This window comes from Ralstonia sp. PBBBR1 (assembly GCF_002256165.1).
Lineage (GTDB): Bacteria > Pseudomonadota > Gammaproteobacteria > Burkholderiales > Burkholderiaceae > Ralstonia > Ralstonia thomasii.
On record NZ_NKIL01000005.1, the window covers coordinates 107494 to 129080 of the forward strand.

Consider the following 21587-nt stretch of genomic DNA (forward strand, 5'->3'; position numbering starts at 1 on the left):
TTACTTCGAGAACCCAGGCATGGCGGCCGGATCTGCCACCCCCAGCGCGAACGGCCGCCACACGGGATCGCCCGCGGTATCGCGATCCCGCCCGCTACTCTGTCCCGGCAGCATCTTGTCGATCGGCGCATTGCGTGCCATCGGCTTGACCAGATGCGGCGTGACGATGATCACCAGTTCCCGCTCTTCCTGGTTGTAGTTCAGGCGCTTGAAGAACGTCCCGATAATCGGCACGTCACCCAGGAACGGCACTTTGTCGACGTTGGACAGCGTGGACCGGCTGACCAGCCCGCCGATGACAAAGCTCTCGCCATCGCCAAGTTCAACTGTTGTATCGGCACGGCGCGTGACGATGGCCGGCACCGTCGCACCGTTGAGCGTCACGCCTCGGCTGAAATCCAGATCGCTCGCTTCAGGCGCCACCTTCAGCGCGATGCGGTTCTCCGAGAGAATGGTGGGCGACACCGTCAGCCCGATGCCGAACGGCTTGTATTCGATAGTCGTGGTACCCAGCGCTTGGGGCACGGGAATCGGAATCTCGCCACCGGCCAGGAAATTGGCGCTCTGGCCTGACAGGGCAACCAGGCTTGGCTCGGCCAGCACACGCGCCATGCCGTTTGATTCCAGCAAACTGAGGTCGGCAAAGAGGCCCTTGCTGACCGAGGAGACCAGCAGGTTGAACGCCGAACCGATCGGCATGGTGGATTCGGTAGACAAACCGTTGGAGCCGAACGTGACCTTGGAGAGCGACGACGGCGCAAATGTCCGGAAATCGAAACCGCCGCGCGTACGACCAAACGTGAACCCGGCCTCCTTGAGCACCGTCTTGCTGAACTCCACTACCCGCACGTCGACTTGCACTGTACCTGGCACGTTCATCGAGGTGGTGTCGATGACGTTGCCATCTTTAGGTTTTTCTGCGCCGCTGGCTGCAGCGGCCGAACGGCGCGCACGGGCCAGTGCGTAAACATCCTTGGGCTGACCTGAAACAACCGCCGTATCGCCCTGTGCAACCACTGCCGGGTCACCCGGCACAGGCGCCGCGGCGTCCACCTGCACGTTGTAAGTCGTCGCAACGCCGCCTTGCGTCCAGACCATCACGTTGGCCGCACCCGGCTTCTTGGCGATGATCAAAACGCTCGTGGCCGTACCTCGCCCCTTGAGCAACAGGGCATCGGCAATCTCGGGGTTGCCGATGGCAATGCGTTCGAGCGGTTTGCCCAGGCGAATCTCGCGCTGGCTTCCCGTCAGCAGATGAAGCGTCTGGCCGGTCGGTGCCGTCTCGGCAAATGCGCTCGACACGAAGGCGGCGCAGCCCAACGCGAGTCCGCCCATCCAACCGCGAACCATGGCGGCATCAGTCATGTTGCTCCTCACGTTTTCCTGCGCGGATGATCTCGACACCAGTGCTGGCGGTACTGCTGCGCACCGTCGTGCGGGCCGCGGCAATGGCCGGCAGCGGCGGCGGCACAACGACCAGCCTGCGCGCCGAGCCCGTCAGGCTGGCCATCGACACGCCGGCTTGTGCGACGTCCATCGGGTTGCGGTTGGCGGCCGCCAGCAATGCGGCATCCTGCGGTTTGACGGTCGGTTCGGCGTCGTCCCCTGGGTTGCGCAGCGCCAGCAGCAGACGACCGCTCTGGTGTGCCATCGCCAGCTGGCTGACAGCCTCCACCGGCACGGCCAGCACGGCCGTCTTGGCCTGATCGACCTTGCGCGTGACCCCGTTGTTCTCGGGCTGCTTCTGCGGCCCTTCATTGATGGCCAGCGGGCCAAACGCCAGGACCCGCAGGTGCGGCAGCAGCAGGCGCGCCTGGCTGTCTTCGATCTCCTGACCGTCCTTACGCATCACGAGAAACACATCGACGTAATCGCCCGGCATGACGCGATTGCCCACGCCGACCACCTCGTCCACGTTGATGGCAACCGCGCGCTGACCGGCCTCGACCTGCTGCGCCAATCCGGAGGAAAGTTGCGACGCAATCAGCGGCACACCAACGCCGACCGGCAGAATGGGTTCACGCCCGACGACCTTCGTGACGTCGGAAAACGCTTCGGCCGGATTGATGGGCAGTTGCTCGATGGCCACCTGGTCTGCGGTGATGGGCTTGCCCGCCTCCAGCGGTTTCGTGGTCACGACCACGGGATAGACCGCTTTGCCATCTTTCTGCTCGGCCACGGGCGCCGGCGGGCGATGCGCCGACTTCCATGCCACGGCGCCAAGAATGGCGGCGAGCAGCAATAGCGCGGCGGCGAAGATCTGAAGGTGTTTGCTGGTCATCTGTGCGGCGTGTCCGAGCGGTCGATCGAGAAGGTCAGCGAACTGAAAAACGTCAGGAGCCGGGCACAAGCTGCACGACGGCAGAGCCCGTCAACGTAGCCGGTGCGGGCAACAGCGGTATCGAGGGCAGCAGCGGGTTGTTGCCGGAGGTCACGGGCAATGTCAGGACCACGCTCAGGCATTGCATGCCCGCCACGTTCTGGCAATTCACCAGCGGGGTGCTGCTCTGATTGGTCTGGACCCGCCCCGTAAGGAAGGTGGGGAGTACTGACGTCACGGCCGCATAGGCGGCTGCCACACGCTGCGTGTTGGAAGGCTGATAGCGGAGCGCCGCGCGTGCGCCCTCTTCCGCCGCCAGGGTCAGCGCCTGCTGCATGGCGAGGATCACGCCGTAGTACACGACGCCAAGCATGAGCACCAGCAGCACCGGCACGACGATGGCGAATTCGACTGAAGCTGCGCCGCGGCCGCCGTGCCGCCGGGGGCGGCGGACAGCATGCGTGCGGACTTCCGGGTGCATGCGAGCACCCTCCCGTTCCCGTTGCAATGTCGGCATGGCCGACTCCTTTCTTATAGGCAGGCCGCTTGGCGGCTCTTCTTCAACGCCTCAACTGTCTGAACTACATGCCCGGCAGCCAAGGCATGCGCATCACTGAGGGAACCCATGGCAGACTCAGCAACCCGATCGCCATGTAGGCGGCGTAGGGGATGCCTCGAAGCCCTGCATGAGCGATATCCCAGCGAGCGATAGCCGGGCACACGCGCATCACAATCCAGGCCGATGGAGACGACGCGTCAAGCTGGCGTAACACTACGATGCCGAGCGCGTGCAGGCCGGAAATCATGCTCGAGACAAGCCATACGGCCACAAGGCCATGCCAGCCTGCCAGGAGGCCGACGACAGTGAAGAACTTCACGTCGCCGGCGCCCATCCAGCCGAGGGTGTACAGCGGCAGAAAGCAGGCAAACGCAATCGCTCCGCCGAGCCAGAAGTCCTGCCAGTCATAGGCAAGGTCTTGTACCCCGCCGAACTTGATCAGAGCGATGGACAGCACTACCCCCGCGGCGACGAGCCAGTTCGGCACGCGCCGTAAGCGGATGTCCAATGCGATTGCAAGAACTGCGAGAACTGCGACGCTTACCCAGCCAGCAATATCGATGTGGCTATGCAACGCCTGGCTCTAGCAAGCAGTCCCGCCCTTGACGGCTGTACAGATATTGGTGAAGACGGTGTTGAGCTGCGTGCCCAGCTTGCCCACGATGACCGTGATGGCCGCTGCGATCAGACCAGCGATCATGCCGTACTCGACGGCAGTGGCACCTTGTTCGTCACGGATGAACTTCAGAATGGCGTTTTTCATGATCTCTCTCCTGTTTGCACTCGCCCGCGGATGTGTTGATCTCGACCAGCTTTCGGCGCTCCTACCTTAGCCAGTTCATATTTGCTAATCACGGATAAAACGCATGGGGATTTACTGCGATGACACGAACAGCAGAAGATTCGCCGCCCGCGTCGTTCTACTAATGGAACGAAATTCGAATGTCATCGAACGCAGTGTCCCGAACGCGCCCGATGATCGCCGCCTACCCCCATGAACATCCATTTTTTCCGGCGTGTCACCTATGTCACGTAACACACCGTAACGCCTTTATAGGCGTGCGGCGCCGCAAACAAAATAACTCAATTAAGGTACTTACCTTAATTTAGAGTGAAGTCTCTATTTAATTCTATTAATGACACGCCAACCCCTTGAAAACTAATGGAAATCCCTTAATAAACCCGAGACCAGGCCGATTATTTGGACGGGTTTTCCATTAATACTCGCGGCTGACCTAAACGCTCCCCATTTCTGTCTAGGCAAAAAAAAGGATGCGCGAGCGACGGGAACACGCCCGCGCACCTTCAAGAGCACAGACAGGTACTGCTCAGTGCGCCGGGCTGCCAACGCCGCCCAGCAAGTTAGTGACAGGGGCCAGCGGATTGCCGCCCGATGTGCCGCCGGCTGCGCTGGTCGCGCCGCTCAGCAGATTGGTGATGGGCGCCAGCGGATTGCTGCCACCGGCTGCGCCGCCCAGCAGGCCCGTGACAGGCGCCAGGGGACTGGAGCCGCCAGATGCGCCGCCCAGGAGGCCGGTCAACGGAGCCAGCGGGGTCGTACCGCCGGAGCTGCCCCCCACGCCGCCGAGCAGGCCGCCCAGCGGGTTGCTGCCCGCCGACCCGCCGGTCGTGGCGACACCGCCGATTGCTGCGACAGTCGTCCCGAGCGACGTCACCACCGGGCCCAGGGTCGAGACCACCGGTACGCCCGTCCCGGTGATGGTGTTGCCGGCACCGCCCACGCCGCCGCCAACGGTCCCAAGCAGATTGTTCAAGGCTCCGCCCAGGCCCGTCGAATCGCCAATCATCTGAGTAGCGCCGCTGACCTGCGTGGTGACTGGCACGATGGCCGTGCTCAGTTGCTGCGTCACCTGCTGCACCGCGCCGGAAGACAGCGCGCTGCCCAGCAGCGTACCGCCACCAATCAGCGCCTGGCCGATCTGCTGGACGCCGCCGCCCACCGGTTGAGTGATCGGTGCCAACGGTGCGCCAGAACCTTGGCCGAGGCCTTGCACGAGCGAGCCTGCGCTCACGGTGGCCTGACCCAGGTCCGTCACGACATTGCCGGTGCTGGCCACCGTTGTGCCGATCGGATTGGGGTTCTGGCCCATCTTGCCAAGCCCGGTTTGGACGCCCAGACCGAGATCGCTGACCGCCTTGCCGGCGTTGTCAACCGTGCCGCCCAGCCCGGCCTTGGCCTGATCCGACAAGCCCGGAATGTTTGCGTTTTGAAGCGTGGAGCCGAGGCTGCTGACCGCCTGGCCAGTCGCCACAACGGTGTTGCCCGTGCCGTTTGCGACCTTGCCGACGGGCGTCACGCCCGTCGTGTCGTTCGGGCTGGGATTCGGCGAACTGCCCGAGCCGGAGCCTCCCGAAGAGCAAGCTGCCAACATAAGAGCGGCAACAGCGCAGGCCAACGGCGCAACGCGAATGGAGTGTCGAATGTGAGTCATGGTCCGTCCCTTTCTTGGAATGATGTGTCTTGATGTCTGAGCTCGGTATTGCGGACTGCGGGCCGCATTCTGCAAATCGCATGCCAACCGCATTAGAAACAGGGTTCAGTTTTCAAAGGACGGCGTGTGTGTTGGTTTTACGGGCACCGCGTCAGGTGTTTCCCTAACTTGAGCGCCGACCGTTACCCCACCCAAATCCATGTTCCCAGCGTTACGACGTAACGTGACACGGAACACATCCATCGCCGACATAACCCCGAGAGCAGACGTTTAACCCCCACTTTTGTGGGGTATGTAAATTCAGCATTCTGATTAGTTTTCACAATTCCCCCCGCTTTATCGAGATAAACGGGGCAAATTCAGATACAGCATTACACAGTGCGTAATAATGGTGACATGGCACACCGTTTGCAGAGTCCAGCCACCTCACGTCGAGAGTGAGACTTTTTCCTGCTGACTAAAGCGGACTTTTAAAACGGGAGATCCATCATGAATAAGAATATCAAGTGCCTGGCCGCCACCATGGCAAGCCTGTTGGTTTTGGGTGGTTGCGCCAGCTCCGGCTCAGGAGACATGGGCAGCTCGCTGGGCGGCTCGAACGGCGGCGGCTCGAACAACAACGGCGGATCAACACCAACGCCTTCGCCCTCCCCGTCGCCTTCGCCGTCGCCTTCGCCCTCTCCTTCGCCTTCGCCGTCCCCCAGCCCGACTCCGGCACCTGCGCCGCTGACGCCGACCGGCGCCGTCCTCAACAATGTAGGGGGCATCGTCACGGCGGCCGGCTCGACTGTGAGCGGCCTCGGCAAGACCATCGCCACCGCGCCGCTGCCCTCGCAGCTGAGTGGCGTGCAAAGCGGCTTGGGCGGTGTGGTTGAAAACGCTGGCGCGACGGTTTCGGCGCTGGGCACGGGCGTACAGAACGGGTTGGGCAGCATCGGCCGCAACACCAATCCGGTTGGCACCACCGTTTCCAGCCTCGGGAACGTGGTGACCGGTGCGGGCAACACGGTCACGAGCGCCGGCACGCTGGTCAACAACCTGGGCACCGGTCCGCTGGCGCCGCTGGCTCCAGTGACAACACCGCTGGCAGGCGTGGTCACGCAAGTCGGCCAGGCTGTTGCCAACGGCGGCGGCACGCTGGGCACGGCCCTGTCGACCGGCCCGGTGGAGCAACTCACGCAGCAACTGAGCACGGCCATCGTGCCGCTGACGTCGCAGATCACCAGCGGCACACAGACGCTGGGCGCGGCCACGGGTCTGGGTTCCCCGGCAAACTCACTGCTGGGCACGATTGGCGGCGCGGTGGCCAATGGCGGTACGACCCTCACCGCTGCCAACGTTCCGGTGGTCAGTGGTCTCGGTGGCGTGGTGACGGCCGCAGGCACCACGGTTGCCGCGCTGGGCGGCGCTGTGTATTCGCCGACGGCCTCGGGTGGTAATCCGCTGGCCCCGATCACGGGCTTGCTGGGCGGCCTGGGTGGCGCAACGGGCGGCAGCAACCCGCTCGCTCCGATCACTGGCGCACTCGGTGGCCTCGGCGGCGCTGGTGGCACCAACCCGCTGGCGCCAATTACAGGCTTGCTGGGCGGCCTGGGTGGCGCGACAGGTGGTAGCAACCCGCTTGCTCCGATCACCGGTGCGCTCGGTAGCCTGGGCGGTGCAGCCGGTGGTGCCAGCAACCCGCTGGGGCCCATCAGTGCGATCACGGCCCCGGTTGGCGGTGTGGTCACCACGGTGGGCACCGGCCTGACGTCAGCAGGTGCGGCAACACCGCTGTCTCCGGTCACCGGCGCGGTGGGCGGTCTGCTGGGTACGGTGGGCACCACACTAGGCGGCACGCGCCACTGATCCGCGGTCCACGCTTCGGCGGACCGGCTAACACGCCAGTCCGCCGCTGTCGCGTTTCAAACGCATCGATGCCGCGCAATGCGGCATCGTCATTGGGCTGGCTGCCACGCACCTATCACCCCAGTATCTACTTGGGCCGTTGCGTCGCGTGAACGCTCGCTCAATGTGTTTTGTTGTAAAGCACCATGTCTCGCGGTTATCGTTTGATGGAACGCGCGGCTGCACGGCTTCGCGACACTACAAACGAAATCACGGAGGAGACAGGCGTGCGGACCACCACCATGCGGTTGGCCCTGGCCACAGGCGTAGCACTGACCGGCCCGGCACTGAGCTGGGCCCAGAGCAGCCCCACTCAAGGCAACCCGATCGACACGCTTCCCAAGGTCGATACCTCCCGTCCGCCCCAGCAGAAGATCCAGGTGGAAGTGCAGCGGCCGAATCCGGCACTGGAAAACCTGCTCGCCACGCATCTCACACCGACCAAGTTCCAGATCGAAGGCGTCAAGACGCTGCCGTTTCCCGAGGTCGCTGCGCATTTCGCGCCGCTGGCCGGGCACGACGTGACCGTCGCGCAACTGCTGCAGGCCGCCAACGATGTCACCAAGCTGTATGCCGACCGCGGTTTCCCGCTCTCATTTGCTTTCGTGCCGGCACAAACGTTTGAAGGCGGTGTCGTACGCGTCACCGTGGTCGAAGGCTATGTGGCGCGCATGCGTATCGAGGGCACACCCGGGCCACTGGAAGACCGCCTGCGAGAAATCTCGCAGCGCCTGATGAATGAGAAGCCCCTGCGCCGCGAAACGTTCGAGCGCGTCACCGGCGTGCTGGCGCTGCAACCCGGCGTGCAGATCACCGCGACTGTGCAGCCGCCCACCACCACCGATGGTGCGAGCGAACTCGTGTTGAACGTGAAGCGCCAGCCGTACACGATCGGCACGGGCATCGAATACCGTTCGCCGGGTGTGCGGGCCATCATTACGGGCACGCTCAATAGCGTGACGCCGCTGGGCGAGCAGATCACCGTCTCGACGCTGCAACCGCGCGGGTCGGATCATGAGACGTTCTACTCGGCCTCGTGGGCTCAGCCAATCGGCACCGACGGGCTGCTGGCCAAGCTCACGTGGTCGCACTATCGCGGCATGCCCGAGAATCTGCCGCTGGAGCAACTGGGCTATCAATCGCGCTACCTGACCGACACGCAACGGCTCGGGTTGTCATTGAGCTATCCGGTACTGCTGTCGAACACGCGCAACCTGATGGTGACGGGCACCTTCTACGGCAACGACGACAAGCAGCGCTACAACCCGCAAGTCACCACGCTCCCGCAAACTGAGCTGGATACCAAAGTCCGCGTGGCCGGCGCCGAGGTGCTCTATACCGAAATCAACCCGGGCGAGACTCGACGTGTGTCGTTGGGCTTATACCAAGGCATCAATAGCTTGGGCGCCGGCAAGGCCGCCTCGTCCAACGCCAAAAACGATGTTGACCTGAGCTTCCTGCGCACGCGCGTCACCGCCAGCGAAGCCCACGACTTGCCCCTGGGCTTTGGCGTGGTGGTGTCGGGGGCAGCGCAGTACAGCGGCGCGGTGCTTCCATCGTCGGAGCAGATCAGCTTTGGCGGACGCTTCTTCGGTCTCGCCTATCCGGCCGGTGAAGTGGCAGGTGATCGCGGCTGGGGCGCATCGGTGGAAATCAACCGCGCATTCCAGGTATCGATGGACTATCTGAAGACCGTGCAACCTTACCTGCTGTACGACACCGCAAAGGTCTATTCGAACGCAGGCACGCTGGTGCATGATCAGCTCGGCTCGATTGCCCTGGGCGTGCGCTTCTCCGATCGGAAGTACTACACGCTGGACTTGGCCATCGCGCGTCCTGTGGGAGACAAGCCGATCAACTCAAGCTCGCGCAGCCTGCGGTTCAACGCCGCCTACACGTACCAGTTCAACTGACGCACGCCGGTATCGTGAACATGTGCACGAATTTTTTATATTTTTTATATTTTCAGCGCTGAAAGTCGCCCATACTCCCCTCTCAAGGGGGGGATACATCGCCGCCGGAATTTGGGAGCATCGAAAGCGGAATGTTAAGTTTGTCCAAAGAGTTGCCGATTACCACAGAAGTCGCGCAGAACAACAATAATCATGACAGCGACGGCGGCATCACGCCGCAACACGCCGACAGCAAGGGATTGCACTCTGAGCTGTCGCAATACGCACCGGGGGCCATCATGCTGCAACGTCTATCGGATGACGCAGAATTCCATCGACTCGTCGATACCATCTACGAGGCGGTACTCGAGCCTGCGCAGATGCCGATCGCCCTGGCCCTGCTTTCTGTGTATGCCGGCGCCGAAAGCGCACACTATTTCGTCTGGGACAAGCACACCGACACGCCGCGCCACGGCGTTTCGTCGGGCTGGTGCCAGCACTGCCCGCAGCCGGGCCACTGCAACAGCTTCTGTCACGATCCGCAACTGCTGAGCGCCGCGCCGCCCGAAGAGACGCCTTCGGCAGGCATGACACTGATCGATACGCCCGACATGCGCGTCACGATGCGCCTGCGCACGCGCGACGACGATGCATCGGAAGTCAGCACCATCGAACGCGAAACCCGCCTGCAGCGCGTGCTGCCGCACCTGCAACGGGCTGCGCGCATGCAGCAGCGCAATCTTGAGCTGAACGAACTCGCCGCACTCGGCATGGCCGGGCTGGATACGCTCGACTTCGGCGTGATGGTCATCGAGCGCACCATGCGCGTGAAATACGCCAACGCCTGGGCGCGCACGATGACGACGGAAGACGACCGCTTGTCGCTCGATGGCAGCCTGTTGCATTCGGCTGATCACACACACGACGCGGCGCTTCGCAACCTCATCGAACATGCTGCCGGGTCACTCGGCGTACAAGGCGCGGCCGGTTCGTGGATGTACCTGGCGCGCGATGGCCGCCCGGTACCGTTCATTGCCACGCCGCTCACGCCTTCCGATGCGATGCGTTCGGCCTGGGCCTCGCCGCTGGCGCTGGTGCTCGTCGGCAACTCCGAGGCACGGTCCGTCATGGACGCCGGCGTGCTCGCCTCGCTCTTCGGGCTGACCAACAAGGAATGCATCGTCGCTGCACGGCTGGCCGCAGGCGAAACCCTGCAGGAAATTGCCGAGCGCGAATTTCTCTCGCTGCACACGGTGCGCGTGCATATCCGCGACATCCTGCGCAAGACCGGCACGCATCGCCAGTCTGAGCTTGTGCGCCTGCTGCATCTGTTGCCCAGCGTCGATCTGGAACGTGCTGGCGCTGCCACTCCGGCTGCGCGCCGGCGGGGCCGCCTCAACGCCTGAGTACGTGCGCGATTTTCCTCCCCACTTCGCCTGACTTCCAACGCCCAATCACGAGCGGCGAGCCATCCGCGTATACCCGGCTCACGTTTCGGCGGTTTCTGCCGATCCCCCAAGACAGGCGTGGCGCCGTCATGCTTGCTTGATGCGAAGCGGTAACGGCGAATGATCCCGACGCATTCTGTGAATAACGCGCAACAAACGCGCCTTTTCGCGGCCTGAAACGACAGGTTTTTGCGCTATCCTCGCCGCAAAACACAGACTAGGCGCTGGTCGTAGATCGGGGGGCCGCGCCGGATGCGCTCGCATGCATAACGATTTCCATATTGCGCTGCTGCTGTTTGCGTGGGTCAGCACTGGGCTGACCACGTTTGCCGCACTGGACGCTGCGACACGTCTGCCGGGGGGCTCGACGATCGCAAAACGCCGCAACTGGCGCATCGCCTGTGCGGTCATTCTTGGCATTGGGCTGTGGGCGGGGCTTTGGCTCGGCCAGCTCGGCCTGCATCGGCAGGTCGGTGCGGCCGTATCCGCGCCCATTGTGGCGACACTCGTGACAGCGCTGGCGGCCTCGCTGGCGGCTTTCTCCATCGTGTTGCCGGACACTTCGGCTTCCAATGGCGCACAGGCTCCGCAACGACGCAGCATTGCCATGGGCGCCGTGGCGCTTGGCATCGGTCTGTTGACGATGGAGCTGTATCTGACACGCCCCTGGGTGCATGACCAGGCATTGTCGCTGCGCCGCGCCGTGCTTGGCTGGGGCGGCGGCACGCTGGTGCTTGGTGCAGGCGTGTGCTTGGCGATGTGCATGGCATTTCATATGCCGCCCGCGCAGCGCCGCGCCGCCGTGGGTCTGCGCGCACGTGCCGCAGCCGTGCTGGCGACAACTGCGGTGCTATCGCTCGTGCTGTGGCCGTGCGCCGCCGCTTGGCCGGCCGATGAATCAACGATGCATATCGTGCCCGTCATCATGCTCAGCGCCGGCGGCGTGTTGATCGCACTGGGCCTGCACGCGGTGCTGATGATGCTCGAGACCCGTGTCGACTCGGCGCAGGCGCACCTGGAAGCCTCGCTGGCGCGCGTGGCAAACCAGACGCCCCGGCCCCAACTCCACGACGCGCTGACCGGCCTGCCGAACCGCCTGCATCTGCGCGAAGCGCTGGAGGCGGCAATCCTGTCGTCCACGCGACGCGGGCGTCCGTTTGCTCTCTTCTATCTGGATCTCGACAATTTCGGGCAGATCAACGACCAATACGGCCGCAACGCCGGTGACCGTGTGCTGCAAATCATTGCCGAGCGCCTGCGCCAGGCGATTCGCGGCGAAGACACCGTGGCACGCCTTGGCGGCGACGAATTCGGCATCCTCGTTGAAGGTCTGGCGCTGCCCGAGTCTGCCGCCACCATTGGCGACAAGCTGCTGTTCCGCCTGCGTGAATCGGTGGAAGTGGAAGGCCGGCGCCTGCGCGCGACCGCCAGCATTGGCGTAGTCGTTCATCCTCACAACGGCGCGACGGCAGACACGCTGCTTGAACATGCCGACACGGCCATGTTCGATTGCAAGCAATCCACCGGCAACGCGTACCGCTTCTTCGAGCCGCGCCTGAACACCACGGCACACCGCGTGCTGCAGATCCAACGTGCGCTCTCGCATGCGGCCCTCAACGGGCAGCTCTCCGTGTACTACCAGCCAAAGTACGACGCGCGCACGCAGGCCATGGCCGGCGCCGAAGCACTTCTGCGCTGGAACCACCCGGAGCTTGGCCCGGTGTCGCCAGCGGAGTTCATCCCGTTGGCCGAACGCACCGGCACCATCGTCGAACTGGGCGACTGGGTGGTCGAAGAAGTCTGTCGCCAGATCATGCACTGGGATGCCATCGGCATGGCGCCGCAGCGCATTGCCGTCAACCTCTCGCCAAGGCAATTCCAGCAACCTGATCTCGTGCAGCGTCTGTCGCAGATCCTGCATCGCTATCAGGTTGCCGCACATCGGTTGATGTTCGAGATCACCGAGACCGCGGCCATGCGCGATGCGAGCCAAAGCATCGCGGTCATCCGTCAGATCCAGTCGCTCGGCTTCGAGGTGGCCATTGACGATTTCGGGACCGGTTATTCCAGCCTCAGTTATCTGCAGCGATTTCGCGCCCAGCAGATCAAGATCGATCGCGCATTCGTCTCCGCGCTCGATGACAATCCGCCCGAGGCAGCCGCCATCATTCGCGCCATTTGCGCGATGGCGCACTCGCTGGACATGACCGTGGTGGCGGAAGGCGTGGAAACCGAAGCGCAAATGCAGGCCCTGGTGAATCTGCAATGCGACCAGGTTCAGGGCTATCTGCTGGCGCGTCCGATGCCGGCCAAGGATTTTCAAGGGTTGCTTGGAGTCGAGTACGCCTGAACAGGCGGCATCGAATAGGCGGCACAGAAAATGCGCCATTTTGATGCATTCGGCATCGCGCTTCAGCAACCTTTCATCTTCATATTCGCCGATATTAGGCCAAGACCACCGGCAATTGCCGAAGCAATGAAGCAGTCACATAAGAAAAGAATTGAGTAGGGATTGCGTAGTTGGTGCGTTGCATCGATTGCAATACGGCCCAATGGTTTTGTAATGGTTCATATGTTTATGATTTCGACACATCGCGCAAACGCCCATCCCATGCAGGTTAGCGCAAAGAACAGTGCGGCAGAAAATCCACGTCGTTGACATGAGGTCTTAACGAAATTCAATTCTCAATGGCAAAGTCGTTATAATGCGCTGGGCTACGGGGAGCGTGCCCGCGTTTCAATTGCAAAGTTGAGGAATCCATAATGCCGACTTACAAGGAAATCGTTCAGAAGATCTCTGAACTGCAGCGCCAAGCCGATGAACTTCGGGCAAATGAACAAGCGACGGTGATCGCTGAAATCAAGCACAAGATCGTGGAATACGGCCTGACCGCCGAAGACCTCGGTTTTGGCGCCAAGGGTGCCGTGGCCTCGAAGAAGGCTGGCCGTAAGGTGCCGGTGCGTTACCGCGACAACAACGGCAATACCTGGACGGGCCGTGGCAAGCGCCCGGGCTGGCTGGTAAAGGAGCTGTCGTCGGGCCGGAAGATGGAGGATTTTCTGGTCGCCTGAGCAGCGCTTCCAGCGCAGCATTCCGAGCCCGCACAAAGAGGCGCGCCGGAAACCACAAAAGAGAAAGGCCGGCGAATTTGCCGGCCTTTTGCATGTCGGCCTGACAGTGGTCAGGCGCAGTTATACCTGGAAGCGCCCCACAGCCGTACGCAGCAATTGCGCCTGCTCTTCCAGCGACAGCGCAGCGGCCGCCGCCTGCTCCACGAGCGCAGCGTTCTGCTGCGTCACTTCGTCCATCTGGTTCACGGCCTGGTTGACCTGCTCGATGCCGGAACTCTGCTCGTCGGACGCCGCAGAAATCTCGCCCATGATGTCCGTTACGCGCTTCACGGCAGTCACCACGTCCTGGATCACCACGCCAGCCTCTTCCACCAGCGCCGAGCCGTTCTGCACCCGGCCCACCGAATCGCCGATCAGGTCCTTGATTTCCTTGGCAGCGCTCGCCGAGCGCTGCGCCAGGCTGCGCACTTCGCCCGCCACCACGGCAAAGCCTCGGCCCTGCTCGCCCGCGCGGGCGGCCTCCACGGCAGCGTTCAGCGCCAGGATGTTGGTTTGGAAAGCGATGCCCTCGATCACACCGATGATGTCGGCAATCTTCTTGCTGCTTTCGTTGATGCCGGACATGGTCTCGACCACGCGCCCGACCACCTCTCCGCCCTTGACCGCAATATCCGACGCATTGACGGCCAGCGTGCTCGCCTGACGCGCATTGTCGGCGTTCTGCTTCACGATGCTCGTCAGTTCCTCCATGCTCGACGCCGTTTCTTCCAGCGACGAGGCCTGCTGCTCCGTACGCTGCGACAGGTCGGCATTGCCGGCAGCGATCTGCTTGGTGGCGCTGGCAATGGAATCCGCCGAGCTCTTGATGTTGCCGATCGTGCCCGTCAGCTCACGCTGCATCTGCGCCATGGCGTAGAGCATGCTGTCGCGATCCCCCGAGCGGGTTTCAACCGGCACAGCCAGATCACCCGCAGCGATGCGGCCGGCAATGCGGGCGGCATAAGCGGGCTCGCCACCCAACTGGCGCTGCAGGCTGCGCGTAACGGCCACGACCACCACAGTCATCAGCAAGCCGACACCAAACAGCAGCCCCAGCGCCTTGATTAGCGACGCGTGGAATGCGGTCTCGATGTCGTCCATATACGTGCCCGTGACGAGGCACCAGTCCCAAGGCTGGTAATACAGCACGTAGCTCTTCTTCGGCTGCGGCGCTTCCGCGCCGGGCTTGGGCCATAGGTAATCGACAAAGCCGCCGCCGCTCTTGCCCACGCGAGAGATTTCCTCGAACAGATGATTCCCTGCCGGGTCGGTAAAACCCGACATGTCCTTGCCGTTCATTTCGGCTTTGATCGGATGCATCACCATCACCGAGTTGGTCTGGTTGATGCTGAAGTAGCCATCCTTGCCGTAGCGGATCATCTTGATGCGCGCGAGGGCCTGGGCGCGCGCCTCGTCGGCGGCGAGCTTACCGTCTTGCGCCATCTGTCCGTAGTCTTTGATGATGCTGAATACGGATTCACTGATGTTCTGCAAGTCGCGCTGGCGTTCTTCCAGGCGCAGGGTGCGGGTCTCCCAAGTGCTCCACAATGTGATCAACAACAGACAAAGCCAACTCAGGACAAGTGGCAGCCACAGCTTCTGACGAAGCGTGAGTCGATTCATCTTCCTTCCTCCAAGCGTTTTCTCTTTGTCCGCTAGGCACAGGTACCGATCGCGGCGCTCCCCTGGCGCGATTACACGCGCTCTGCTTGAGCTATCGAACACATATGCGAAAAACTTGAGTAGGACATCTACCCAAGTGCCAAGTCACCGCGGAGGAAAGGGGACACAGAGAAAGACGCCTCAACGCAAGGCGTCGGGATTGATGCTGGGAAGCGCGCCGCCTGTGGACGTCGTAGTGGGCCCAGGCGGTGATGTCGATTCTGTCTGCGGTGCGACAGCTTCTGCGGCGGGATGATCGGCAGGCGACCAGGATTCCCACAAGCCATGGCGACGCAGCGTTTCCGGTGCCTCGGCAACGATCGAAGCGGCTGAGCCGGCAACCCCCGCCGAGGCTGCTTTTGCAGCCACCTCGATATGCGACCCTGCCATGCGCACGGCATTACCACCGGCGTCGCGCACTGCCACGCCGTGCGCGGCAATCTGGCGATAGCTGCCGTCCTTGTGCCGCATGCGGAATTCCGCCACGTAAGCCGGCGTATTGCCGTCAACATGCGCCTGGATGCGATTGAGCACCATGGGCAGATCATCCGGGTACACCAGACGGAGATACTCGCTCGTGCTTGGACCGATCTCCTTGAGCGTGTAGCCCAGCATGGCGGCAAAGCGCGCGGAGAACTGCGCAGCGCGGGTGACCAGATCGAACTCCCACAGACCGACATCTGCGCCGTCGAGCAGCAGTTGATGGCGGGCAACGAGTTCGGCCTCGCGGCGGCGGTAGCTCTGCTCCAGGTCGTTGAGCGCCTGCACCGTCTCCTTGCGCAGACGGATTTCGCGTGTGGCAACGGCGGCGGCGGTGTCGCCTGTTGCACGATCCCGATAGCCCAGCAGCAAAGCAGCGAGCGCTGTTGCAGCCGCGCCCATCACGAGCAGCAACCGCAACCCTGCCGGCGCATTGCCGGGCATGTCGGAAAGCGTCGAAAACGAGCCTGCGAGCGACGCCGTGTACACCGCATCCGCCGTCAACGCAACGCCAAACAGCACGCTGACAAACAGACTCACGCCCGGACGGCGTACCGCTACCCCGGTCGCCCCCGACCGCGCCGAGAGCGCAAATTGCAGCGCCGCCGCACACGCCATCGCCGACAGAGCCATGACGATACCGAGCAGCCCGGCGTCTTCCCAGGCGGTGGCGCTGAAGCTGGTCACGCCCGCCAGCAGCAACACCGCCACGGGGCCGCTTACGCTCAGCAACACGCCGAGCAACAGGGCGCGCATCAGGCCCGCACGGCCGCCCAGCACACACCACAGCGCCGCCACGGCCAGGCTCCAGCAGAACGACGCGAGCGTCATCACAAGCACCGCGGGACCTTCGTGCAGCGGCCAATGCGCAAGCAGCGGCAGCAGCGGCACTGCCCACAGCCCGACCGCCGAGAACAACGCTGTCATGACCAGCGGCACGCGCGTGCGCGGGGCCGTCGCACTGCGCAAGTCATCAAGCAGACGCAGCAGCAGACTGCCCGCGCCGCAGGCCACGACAAACGGCAGCAACGCAGGCAACAACGCGTGCGCCAGCGTATTGACCAGGTGAGCGATGAACGGCTCATCCACGACGGGGCGTCTCCTTTGGGTTCGAGTAGTTCAATGAATCAGCCACGGGTTTGAAAGCCGTCCGGATTCATGCTTTGCCAACGCCACGAGTCTTCACACATGCGCTCGATGCCGTATTGCGCGCGCCACCCCAGCAGCGAGGCCGCCAGTGCCGGATCGGCATAGCACGCTGCAATATCGCCGGGGCGGCGATCCACGATCTGGTACGGAACCGGCTTGCCGCTGGCGCGCTTGTAGGCCTCCACCACTTCCAGAACCGAATACCCGCGGCCCGTGCCGAGGTTGACGGTAAAGCCACGACCATCGCGACGCAGCGTGTCGAGCGCCGCGAGGTGCCCGCGCGCAAGGTCCACCACGTGGATGTAGTCGCGCACGCCGGTGCCGTCAGGCGTGGGCCAGTCGCCGCCGTAAATGGAAAGCTTCTCGCGCTTGCCCACCGCCACCTGCGCCACATACGGCATCAGATTGTTGGGGATGCCGCGCGGGTCTTCGCCGATCAGGCCGCTGTGGTGCGCGCCCACCGGATTGAAATAGCGCAGGTAGGCGATTTGCCACGCCGCATTGGAAATCTCCAGATCGCGCAGCACCTGTTCGCCCATCACCTTGGTCTGGCCATACGGGTTGGTGGCCGACAGCGGAAACGATTCGGTGATCGGCACGGTGTGCGGATTGCCATACACCGTTGCCGACGAGCTGAAAACGAGCTGGCGCACATTCGCATGCGCCATGGCCGCGCATAGCGTGACCAGCCCGCCCATGTTGTTGTCGTAGTAGGCCAGCGGCTTCTGCACCGATTCGCCCACCGACTTGAGCGCCGCAAAGTGGATGACAGCTGAGATGCGCGAACTGGCAAACAGGTCATCTAGCAGGCGGCGGTCACGCACGTCGCCCTGCACGAACTTAGGCGTCTTGGCGGTGATCTGCTCGATGCGGGAGAGCACGGTCGAGCTGCTGTTGCAGAGGTTGTCGAGTCCGATCACCTGGTAGCCCGCATCCAGCAATTCAACCCAGGTGTGCGAGGCGATGTAGCCGGTAGCGCCGGTCAGCAGAATCGTTTCTGTCATGGGGTGCGAGGTATCGAGGAAGGAGAGAGCCAGCGTGCCGGTTTGAGCCCGGCATCATCGTTCTACGCTGCGCCGACCTGCTCCGCAGCGCGCAAAACAGCGCGATCATAGCAAAGCCAGCCAACGGCTAGCGGCCAGTTTGAAGCCTCGGTTGTCCAAAAAATGCACTACGGCTGGCCATCTGGATGGGCGGCCGCCTGCCACTCAGCATAGGCTGCGCGCAGACGCCATGCCGAAGTCGCATCGCGCAGGCCCAGTGCGTACCCCACCTCGGCAGGGTTTGCGCCTGCGTCGAACAGCGCGGCGGTGTAGCCATTGCGCAGCGTCTGCGGCGACAGCCGCTCGCTGCGGTGCAACAACGCCGGCAGCGCAGCCAGCCAGGCCTCCACGCGCCGGTACACCGACGCTGCGTGCATGACACGCCCGCCGGCATCGGCAACGAACACGCGCTCGCCCGGCACCTCTGCGTGTGCGCGCACCGCCAGCCAGGCCGCCATCGCGGGGCGTGCAGCTTCAAGCATGGGCGCCTTGTACGACGGGCCGCGCGGGCGCTCGACGACGATCGCCTCAAGCGCCGCATCCACCTGGCGGAGCAGCAACGATTGCACCTGCGCGACCTTCAACCCCGCGCCATGGCAAACCGCAACGAGTGCGCGGTCGCGCGCCAGCTTGAACGCGCTGGCATTGGCGGCGGCCTCGCTGGCCTGCGCGTCCACCTCGAGGGAAGCCTCGATCGCCGCGCGCTCGGCAAAGGAGAGAAACGTGGTCGGATCGTTTTCGCCTTCCGCCAACTTCTGCTGCACCGCCGAGCTTGCAGGGTTGTGCGTGCCCGTGCGTTGTTGCTCGATCTGATGGAAGACGCGTTCGATCAGGCGCGCGTAGCGGTAGCGATGCAGCTTGGTCAGACCCGATTCATCAAGAAAGGCGGCGATGTCGCCCGCGCTCCAGTTGGCCAAGGCGCGTTGATGCGACTCGGCCCAGCGCAGCCATTTGCGCCACATCGCGCGATACACCGTCGCCGACGATTCGCGATAGCCTCGCGCGGCCAGCCAATGTTCGAAGGCTTGCGCGGGCCGCTCGGCCCAGTCTTGCAGGCTGGGCTCAAACAGGTCCGGAACGGGCGTGGCGGGCGGCGTGAATGAGGTCAAAGCGGTAGCGGAAATGCTGAAAAACGGGCGTGGGCGGACCGAGGGTGTGGCAATTCGCGTATCCTGCCGAGCGTAACACGCAGCTCATGTATCCCATTGCGGACCCCATCGTGAAGAAAACCGACCTCGAAAAACTCAAGGGCCTGAAAATCGCCAACAACCTCAAGCGCAACAGCCAGGGCACCGGCAAGGCGATTCCCCAGAACAAGCTGCTGAAAGCGCTGCTCGGCAAGCCAGCTGAAGATGACGCGAAAAAGTCGGAAAAATCCTGACGCGCAGTCCACACATCTAGAACCCCGCCCTGTTGTTCCAACGGGCGCTTGGGTGCTACCGTCCGGCGCGTTTCCACATCATCGCAGCGCCTCTCCCTGCGCCGGACATGCCAGCCTCCACGCCCTCCTCGCCGTACCCCCACCTACTGAGCCCGCTCGACCTTGGCTTCACCACGCTCAAGAACCGCGTGCTGATGGGGTCGATGCATACCGGGCTGGAAGATGGCAACCACTTCGACCGGCTCGCCGCCTACTTTGCCGAGCGCGCACGCGGCGATGTCGGGCTGATGGTCACGGGCGGATTCGCGCCCAATATTGCCGGTTGGACCAAGCCCTTTGCCGGGCGCCTGGCCACGCATGGTGCGGCCCGCCGCCACCGCGCGGTCACCAACGCCGTGCATGAAGAAGGCGGCAAGATCGCCCTGCAGATCCTGCACACCGGCCGCTATGGCTATCACCCGTTTGCGGTCGCGCCCACGGCGCTGCGCTCACCCATCAGCCCGTTCACGCCGCGCGAGTTGTCGGTGCGCGGTATCGAGCGGCAGATTCGCGCCTTCGTGCATTGCGCCCAGTTGGCCCGCGAAGCCGGCTACGACGGCGTCGAGATCATGGGTTCCGAGGGCTACTTCATCAACCAGTTCCTCGTCACCCACACCAACAAGCGCACGGACGACTGGGGCGGCAGCTATGCCAACCGCATGCGCCTGCCCGTGGAAATCGTCCAGCGCACGCGCGAGGCGGTCGGCAAGGATTTCATCATCATCTATCGCCTGTCGATGATCGACCTGATTCCCGACGGCAGCTCGTGGGAAGAAGTCGTGCAGCTTGGCAAGGCCGTGGAGCGCGCGGGTGCCACCATCATCAACACGGGCATCGGCTGGCACGAGGCGCGCATCCCGACCATTGCGACGAGCGTGCCGCGTGCGGCGTTTGCGTGGGTCACGAAGAAGATGAAGGGCGAGGTCGGCATTCCGCTGGTGACTTCCAACCGCATCAACACGCCCGAGGTGGCGGAGGCCGTGCTGGCCGACGGGTGCGCCGACATGGTTTCGATGGCCCGGCCGCTGCTGGCCGATGCCGACTTCGTACGCAAGGCCGCCACGAACCGCGCGCAGGACATCAACACCTGCATCGCCTGCAACCAGGCCTGCCTGGACCACGCGTTCAAGGCCAAGATTGCGAGCTGCCTCGTCAACCCGCGCGCGTGCCATGAGACGGAACTCGTCATTCGACCGACGCCCGCCAAGCGTCGCTTTGCAGTGGTGGGCGCCGGGCCTGCGGGGCTATCCGCGGCGATCACACTGGCCGAGCGTGGGCACGCCGTGGACCTGTTCGACGCGGCACCGGAACTCGGCGGCCAGTTGAACATGGCCAAGACGATCCCGGGTAAAGAAGAGTTTCACGAGATGCTGCGTTACTTCACCCGTCGCGTCGCCACGACGGGCGTGACGCTGCGCCTCGGTACACGCGTGGATGCGCAGCAGCTTCTTGCGGCCAAGTACGACGAGATCATCATCGCGACGGGCGTGTCGCCGCGCAATCCGAAGATCCCGGGGCAGGATCATCCGAGCGTGCTGTCGTACATCGATGTGCTGCGCCATCGCAAACCGGTGGGCAAGCGCGTGGCGATTGTCGGAGCGGGTGGCATCGGCTTTGACGTGGCGGAATTCCTCGCGCTGGACGGCCACTCGCCCACGCTCGATCTGCAAACGTGGCGCGCCGAATGGGGCGTGGGAGATCCGACCGAAGTGCGTGGCGGTGTGGATGGCATCCGCCCTGAACCCCAAACACCCGCGCGCGACATCGTCCTGCTGCAGCGGCGTGCCGGCAAACTCGGCGGCGGTCTCGGCAAGACCACGGGCTGGATTCATCGGACCAGCCTGAAGAACCTGGGCGTGCGCATGGTGGGCGGCGTGAACTACGAGCGCATCGGCGACGAAGGCCTGCTCGTGAGCTACGGCGAAAAACGCGAGGCCGCCGAATGGCTGCCGGTCGATTCCGTCGTGCTGTGCGCCGGGCAAGAGCCGTTGCGCGAACTCGTTGCGCCGCTGCAGGCGGGCGGAGCAAAGGTGCACGTCATCGGTGGTGCAGACGAGGCGCTCGAACTGGACGCCAAACGCGCGATCGACCAGGGAACGCGTCTGGCTGCATCGCTGTGACGTCTTGGGTACGCGGGATGTGAAGGTTTTGCATCACGTGCCC

The 21587-nt window shown here is 63.6% G+C and carries 17 protein-coding genes; 7 read left to right on the top strand and 10 right to left on the bottom strand.

Annotation, left to right across the window (positions count from 1 at the left end; translation table 11 throughout):
* The 6 genes from CFE42_RS09205 to CFE42_RS09230 form a co-directional block, all read right to left on the bottom strand.
* Window positions 1-1365 carry a type II and III secretion system protein family protein gene (locus CFE42_RS09205; RefSeq protein WP_004627370.1) on the bottom strand — a complete coding sequence of 455 codons (1365 nt, stop codon included), beginning with the start codon at window positions 1363-1365 and terminating at the stop codon, window positions 1-3.
* Window positions 1358-2281 (bottom strand): Flp pilus assembly protein CpaB, encoded by a 924-nt coding sequence (gene cpaB, locus CFE42_RS09210; protein WP_004627373.1) that lies wholly within the window; start codon window positions 2279-2281, stop codon window positions 1358-1360. The genes CFE42_RS09205 and cpaB overlap by 8 nt, the downstream gene beginning before the upstream one ends.
* 52 nt (window positions 2282-2333) lie before the next feature.
* Window positions 2334-2801, bottom strand: coding sequence for a TadE/TadG family type IV pilus assembly protein (locus tag CFE42_RS09215; RefSeq protein ID WP_235202098.1), 468 nt, complete (start codon window positions 2799-2801; stop codon window positions 2334-2336).
* Window positions 2802-2901: 100 nt separating this feature from the next.
* Entirely contained in the window at window positions 2902-3453 is a 552-nt protein-coding gene (locus CFE42_RS09220; RefSeq protein WP_012430290.1) for a prepilin peptidase, read from the bottom strand.
* A gap of 9 nt (window positions 3454-3462) precedes the next feature.
* Window positions 3463-3642: a Flp family type IVb pilin gene (locus CFE42_RS09225; RefSeq protein ID WP_004627381.1), complete on the bottom strand. Its 180-nt coding sequence runs from the start codon at window positions 3640-3642 to the stop codon at window positions 3463-3465.
* Between the two features lie 565 nt (window positions 3643-4207).
* Window positions 4208-5332, bottom strand: coding sequence for a collagen-like triple helix repeat-containing protein (locus CFE42_RS09230; protein WP_004627382.1), 1125 nt, complete (start codon window positions 5330-5332; stop codon window positions 4208-4210).
* A 489-nt stretch (window positions 5333-5821) separates the two neighbouring features.
* Between CFE42_RS09230 and CFE42_RS09235 the strand changes: the two genes are divergently transcribed.
* The 5 genes from CFE42_RS09235 to CFE42_RS09255 all read left to right on the top strand — a co-directional run bounded on the left by CFE42_RS09235 (window position 5822) and on the right by CFE42_RS09255 (window position 13631).
* Entirely contained in the window at window positions 5822-7180 is a 1359-nt protein-coding gene (locus CFE42_RS09235; RefSeq protein WP_004627385.1) for a collagen-like triple helix repeat-containing protein, read from the top strand.
* A gap of 266 nt (window positions 7181-7446) precedes the next feature.
* Window positions 7447-9132 carry a ShlB/FhaC/HecB family hemolysin secretion/activation protein gene (locus tag CFE42_RS09240; RefSeq protein WP_004627388.1) on the top strand — a complete coding sequence of 562 codons (1686 nt, stop codon included), beginning with the start codon at window positions 7447-7449 and terminating at the stop codon, window positions 9130-9132.
* Window positions 9133-9263: 131 nt separating this feature from the next.
* On the top strand, window positions 9264-10517 hold the full coding sequence (locus CFE42_RS09245) for a helix-turn-helix transcriptional regulator (protein ID WP_004627389.1): 1254 nt from the start codon (window positions 9264-9266) through the stop codon (window positions 10515-10517).
* A gap of 304 nt (window positions 10518-10821) precedes the next feature.
* Window positions 10822-12909, top strand: a complete 2088-nt coding sequence (locus CFE42_RS09250; RefSeq protein ID WP_004627392.1) for a bifunctional diguanylate cyclase/phosphodiesterase — start codon at window positions 10822-10824, stop codon at window positions 12907-12909.
* A gap of 413 nt (window positions 12910-13322) precedes the next feature.
* Window positions 13323-13631 carry an H-NS histone family protein gene (locus CFE42_RS09255; RefSeq protein WP_004627393.1) on the top strand — a complete coding sequence of 103 codons (309 nt, stop codon included), beginning with the start codon at window positions 13323-13325 and terminating at the stop codon, window positions 13629-13631.
* 120 nt (window positions 13632-13751) lie between these two features.
* Here the strand turns inward: CFE42_RS09255 and CFE42_RS09260 are convergent, their stop codons facing one another.
* The 4 genes from CFE42_RS09260 to CFE42_RS09275 form a co-directional block, all read right to left on the bottom strand.
* Window positions 13752-15293 carry a methyl-accepting chemotaxis protein gene (locus CFE42_RS09260; RefSeq protein ID WP_004627396.1) on the bottom strand — a complete coding sequence of 514 codons (1542 nt, stop codon included), beginning with the start codon at window positions 15291-15293 and terminating at the stop codon, window positions 13752-13754.
* A 180-nt stretch (window positions 15294-15473) separates the two neighbouring features.
* Window positions 15474-16901 (bottom strand): PAS domain-containing protein, encoded by a 1428-nt coding sequence (locus tag CFE42_RS09265; protein ID WP_004627397.1) that lies wholly within the window; start codon window positions 16899-16901, stop codon window positions 15474-15476.
* Window positions 16902-16939: 38 nt separating this feature from the next.
* Entirely contained in the window at window positions 16940-17965 is a 1026-nt protein-coding gene (gene galE, locus CFE42_RS09270) for a UDP-glucose 4-epimerase GalE (RefSeq protein WP_004627399.1), read from the bottom strand.
* 167 nt (window positions 17966-18132) lie between these two features.
* Complete coding sequence (locus CFE42_RS09275) at window positions 18133-19113, bottom strand: tyrosine-type recombinase/integrase (RefSeq protein ID WP_004627401.1); 981 nt, start codon at window positions 19111-19113, stop codon at window positions 18133-18135.
* A gap of 110 nt (window positions 19114-19223) precedes the next feature.
* Here CFE42_RS09275 and CFE42_RS09280 point away from each other — a divergent pair, with 110 nt between their 5' ends.
* Together CFE42_RS09280 and CFE42_RS09285 are read left to right on the top strand one after the other, a co-directional pair.
* Window positions 19224-19385 carry a hypothetical protein gene (locus CFE42_RS09280; RefSeq protein ID WP_238563718.1) on the top strand — a complete coding sequence of 54 codons (162 nt, stop codon included), beginning with the start codon at window positions 19224-19226 and terminating at the stop codon, window positions 19383-19385.
* Window positions 19386-19492: 107 nt separating this feature from the next.
* On the top strand, window positions 19493-21544 hold the full coding sequence (locus CFE42_RS09285) for an NADPH-dependent 2,4-dienoyl-CoA reductase (RefSeq protein WP_004627405.1): 2052 nt from the start codon (window positions 19493-19495) through the stop codon (window positions 21542-21544).
* The last annotated feature ends 43 nt before the right edge of the window (window positions 21545-21587 follow it).

Coding starts and splice junctions, on each gene's coding strand:
- CFE42_RS09285 (WP_004627405.1), top strand. CDS start 19,493: ATGCCAGCCTCCACGCCCTCCTCGCCGTACCCCCACCTACTGAGCCCG.
- CFE42_RS09255 (WP_004627393.1), top strand. CDS start 13,323: ATGCCGACTTACAAGGAAATCGTTCAGAAGATCTCTGAACTGCAGCGC.
- CFE42_RS09245 (WP_004627389.1), top strand. CDS start 9,264: ATGTTAAGTTTGTCCAAAGAGTTGCCGATTACCACAGAAGTCGCGCAG.
- CFE42_RS09260 (WP_004627396.1), bottom strand. CDS start 15,293: ATGAATCGACTCACGCTTCGTCAGAAGCTGTGGCTGCCACTTGTCCTG.
- CFE42_RS09205 (WP_004627370.1), bottom strand. CDS start 1,365: ATGACTGATGCCGCCATGGTTCGCGGTTGGATGGGCGGACTCGCGTTG.
- CFE42_RS09250 (WP_004627392.1), top strand. CDS start 10,822: ATGCATAACGATTTCCATATTGCGCTGCTGCTGTTTGCGTGGGTCAGC.
- cpaB (WP_004627373.1), bottom strand. CDS start 2,281: ATGACCAGCAAACACCTTCAGATCTTCGCCGCCGCGCTATTGCTGCTC.
- CFE42_RS09230 (WP_004627382.1), bottom strand. CDS start 5,332: ATGACTCACATTCGACACTCCATTCGCGTTGCGCCGTTGGCCTGCGCT.
- CFE42_RS09215 (WP_235202098.1), bottom strand. CDS start 2,801: ATGCACCCGGAAGTCCGCACGCATGCTGTCCGCCGCCCCCGGCGGCAC.
- galE (WP_004627399.1), bottom strand. CDS start 17,965: ATGACAGAAACGATTCTGCTGACCGGCGCTACCGGCTACATCGCCTCG.
- CFE42_RS09235 (WP_004627385.1), top strand. CDS start 5,822: ATGAATAAGAATATCAAGTGCCTGGCCGCCACCATGGCAAGCCTGTTG.
- CFE42_RS09225 (WP_004627381.1), bottom strand. CDS start 3,642: ATGAAAAACGCCATTCTGAAGTTCATCCGTGACGAACAAGGTGCCACT.